Here is a 3,553-nt window from a genome sequence, read left to right on the forward strand (position 1 = left end):
TCATCATATCTTGAGTTCAGATTTGAATCCATAGAGAGATTGCCCAAATCTATATTGTTACTACCGGGTTCAAAAGTAATACCACCGCCACCGCTCGCATAACCCTTATCATCGTATTTAGCAGCTTCTGTATTCAAAAAATGTAACTTAGTATGCCATTGCCCTGCACCGGTAATCTTAATGCCATCAGGAACATAAAGAGAAATCGGTCGTGAAAAATCAAATTGACCTTCGGGGATATAAACAGTTTTATGTTCTGTATTTTTTGCAGCTTCTACTGCCTTCATAAATGCCTGGTAATCATCCGAGCCGTCATTGGCGACTGCGCCGAAATCAGTAATGCTGACACTGTTTTCAGGCTGTCTAATGGCGTCCGGTGCTTTTTCCAAATCAACTAAGTCAATACCTATGGGCGTGCTGTCGAGATTAGTGATGGTAACTGTATCTCCTTTATTGATATGGGCATCTTTAAATAATTGGCTGACTTCATCAAATTGGAAGCGGGCAAGCCTATCTGCCGCGGGTGTATCATGAACTTTAATATCGCCATCCGGATGATATTTGTAGTTATCCAAATATTGCCAGTTGGATTTGGAAGATAAATCCAAAGTACCGATCACTGTATTATTGACTTTGACTTCTACTTTACCGCTTTCACCATCAGGAACGGTATAACGGACGGTTACGGCATTGGCATCTGCTTGTGCAATAAATGACACAGATGCATTAGTCGGCAAATCAACATATGCCTGACCGCTTGCTTCACGGGCAGTTGCGTGTTCTGCCTCTGAAGAAGGGGCATTTTTAACAACACCGTTTTTCAGTTCACCTTGTTCTGCCTCATAAGTCGTATAGCCAAGTTTGGCACCATATTGAGAGGCATTGGGTACTACTGTTTTAATGTTTACCATTTAATATATTCCTTCAAAAATATCGTAATATTGAGTTATTATTTTGCAAAAAAGCTTTTATTAGTCATAATTTTGGCATAAAAGTTCAATATGATATTGTTTAATTTTGAAAAGAAAATGCCGTCTGAAAATATAGAAATTTTCAGACGGCATCTCAATGCCTTATTAGATTGTGGGTAAAGATTTAAGCCATACTTTTTCTCCAGATAGCTTTCAATTGCCTATTTATATTCAGATGTATCATTCAATCCAATGATTCATATGGATATTTTCTTCTAGCAAGTACATACTATCTAGAACCTTAATTTACTGTGACTTATCCTTTTGCCATGCTTTGTATGAACGAATGGCTAAAATCAGGCAGGCAATCCAAATTATGCCCAAGAAGCCCCAAACGCCGGTTGCACCAAACTCATTAAATAACCAAGCCACTGCTCGGCCTTTACGAGAAGCATGTTCAGTGTCGACAACATTTACAGCGTCTCCAAGCGTAATGTACCAGCCCAGTACAGGCAACACGATTAGCGCAAGCAGGTTTTGCAGTAGTTTTTTAAGGTTTGCATTCATGCTATTTCCTACACAATTCCTTTTTTCTCCAGATAGCTTTCGTAATCACCCAAGTAGTGTTCATATCCGCCTTTGCCATCCAATTCGATGATTTGGGTGGCCAGCGAAGATACAAACTGACGGTCGTGCGAGACGAAAATCAGCGTGCCGTTGTATTTTTCCAGCGCCATGTTCAAGGATTCGATGCTTTCCATGTCCATGTGGTTGGTCGGTTCGTCCATGACCAAGACATTGGGTTTCAACAGCAACAGTTTACCGTAAAGCATACGGCCTTTTTCGCCACCGGAGAGGACCTTCACTTTTTTCACGACATCGTTGCTGCCGAAGAGCAAGCGGCCCAAAGTGCCGCGGATGACTTGTTCGTCATCGCCTTCCTGGCCCCATTGGCGCATCCATTCAGTCAAATCCATATCAACATCGAAATCGTTTTCATGGTCTTGCGGATAATAGCCGACACTGGCTTTTTCCGCCCATTTGATGGTGCCTTCGTCCGGCAACAGGCCGTCTGAATATTCGGGGTTGTACGCGCCGGCTAAAAGTTTCAGCAAGGTAGATTTACCAGCGCCGTTCGGGCCGATGATGGCGAGGCGCTGGCCGGCTTCGAGGATGAAGTTCAGGTTTTTAAACAACTGGGTTTCAAAACGTTTGGCCAGTTTTTCAACTTCCACAGCCTGACGGTGCAACTTGGCTTTTTCATCGGCTTCAAAACGGATATACGGGTTTTGACGGGTAGAAGGCTTGACTTCGACCATCTCCGATTTGATTTTGTCTGCTTGTTTCAGACGGCTGGTTGCCTGACGGGCTTTGGATTTGTTCGCAGAGAAGCGGGCGACGAACTCTTGCAGCTCTTGCAGTTTCTCTTTGGCTTTGGCGTTGTCTTTCAGGGCGCGCTCACGCGATTGGGCGGAAGCGAGCATGTAGTCGTCGTAGTTGCCCGGATAGATGGTGATGGTGTTGTAGTCCAAATCCGCCATATGGGTGCAGACTTCGTTCAAAAAGTGACGGTCGTGCGAAATAATAATCATGGTGGAGTCGTATTGGTTCAACACGCCTTCCAACCAACGGATGGTATTGATGTCCAAGTTGTTGGTCGGTTCGTCCAAGAGCAATACATCTGGTTTGGAGAACAAGGCTTGCGCCAGCAATACGCGCAGTTTGAAACCCGGGGCAACTTCTGCCATGGTTGCATTGTGCAAATCTTCGGAAATACCCACGCCGCTCAACAGCTCGGCGGCGCGCGCTTCGGCGGTGTAGCCGTCGTATTCGGCGAATTTGGCTTCCAGTTCGGCGGCTTTCATGTAATCGTCTTCGGTGGCTTCGGGGTTGGCGTAAATCGCATCACGCTCGGTCATTGCCGCCCACATTTCAGTGTGACCCATCATCACCACATCCAGCACGCGCATGTCTTCGTAGGCAAACTGGTCTTGGCGCAATTTACCCAAACGCACGCCGTTTTCAATCGCGACTTCGCCGGCAGTCTGTTCCAAATCGCCGCCGAGGATTTTCATGAAGGTGGATTTACCTGAGCCGTTGGCGCCGATCAAGCCGTAACGGTTGCCTTCGCCGAATTTGACGGATACGTTTTCAAACAGCGGCTTTGCGCCGAACTGCATGGTGATGCCGTTGGTAGAAATCATTATTCGTAAAACCTTTATAAATAGAATGTTATAATCGGACGCGATTGTAGCATATTTTTGCAAAGACCTCAGGATTGAGGTCATAGCAAATATGCCCAATACCGACACGAAATGAAAACAGGCAGCGCTTCACGCAAAAATGCGTTGTAGGCAGCCTTTCAGGCCGTCTGAAACGGAGAAACGATATGGAAACGCACAAAATCTATTACGCCGTGATTATTTTGGTATGCGCCGCTTCCATGCTGCTCAGCCCGTTTTTCTATATCCGCCGCACGCGTTCTGGCACTGAATTACGGCACGCGCCCAGACAGTGGAAACCCATACTCTTCGCCAACATCATTATGATTGCGGCTTTGTTTGTTTGGTGGAAATGGTTTTAAGGAAAAATAAAAAATGAACAAAACCTGGATCAGCACATTACTGCTCGCTTTGACAACT

4 protein-coding genes are annotated in these 3,553 nt (G+C 45.5%); 1 reads left to right on the forward strand and 3 read right to left on the reverse strand.

The annotated features are described in order from the left end of the window. The 3 genes from Q1M25_RS08935 to Q1M25_RS08945 form a co-directional block, all read right to left on the reverse strand. Positions 1-911 (reverse strand): glycosyl hydrolase family 28-related protein (locus Q1M25_RS08935; protein ID WP_300483932.1); only part of this gene is annotated, 911 nt, incomplete at its 3' end. A 306-nt stretch (positions 912-1,217) separates the two neighbouring features. After that, positions 1,218-1,478 (reverse strand): hypothetical protein, encoded by a 261-nt coding sequence (locus Q1M25_RS08940; RefSeq protein WP_003746797.1) that lies wholly within the window; start codon positions 1,476-1,478, stop codon positions 1,218-1,220. Positions 1,479-1,486: 8 nt separating this feature from the next. After that, positions 1,487-3,115, reverse strand: coding sequence for an ABC-F family ATPase (locus tag Q1M25_RS08945; RefSeq protein ID WP_003746799.1), 1,629 nt, complete (start codon positions 3,113-3,115; stop codon positions 1,487-1,489). A gap of 185 nt (positions 3,116-3,300) precedes the next feature. Here Q1M25_RS08945 and Q1M25_RS08950 point away from each other — a divergent pair, with 185 nt between their 5' ends. Next, positions 3,301-3,495 carry a hypothetical protein gene (locus tag Q1M25_RS08950; protein ID WP_300483935.1) on the forward strand — a complete coding sequence of 65 codons (195 nt, stop codon included), beginning with the start codon at positions 3,301-3,303 and terminating at the stop codon, positions 3,493-3,495. The last annotated feature ends 58 nt before the right edge of the window (positions 3,496-3,553 follow it).

The organism is uncultured Neisseria sp., from assembly GCF_951230505.1.
In the GTDB taxonomy this organism is placed as follows: domain Bacteria; phylum Pseudomonadota; class Gammaproteobacteria; order Burkholderiales; family Neisseriaceae; genus Neisseria.

Excerpts from the sequence above, each read along its gene's own strand:
- Q1M25_RS08945 (WP_003746799.1), bottom strand. The coding sequence starts at position 3,115 with ATGATTTCTACCAACGGCATCACCATGCAGTTCGGCGCAAAGCCGCTG.
- Q1M25_RS08940 (WP_003746797.1), bottom strand. The coding sequence starts at position 1,478 with ATGAATGCAAACCTTAAAAAACTACTGCAAAACCTGCTTGCGCTAATC.
- Q1M25_RS08950 (WP_300483935.1), top strand. The coding sequence starts at position 3,301 with ATGGAAACGCACAAAATCTATTACGCCGTGATTATTTTGGTATGCGCC.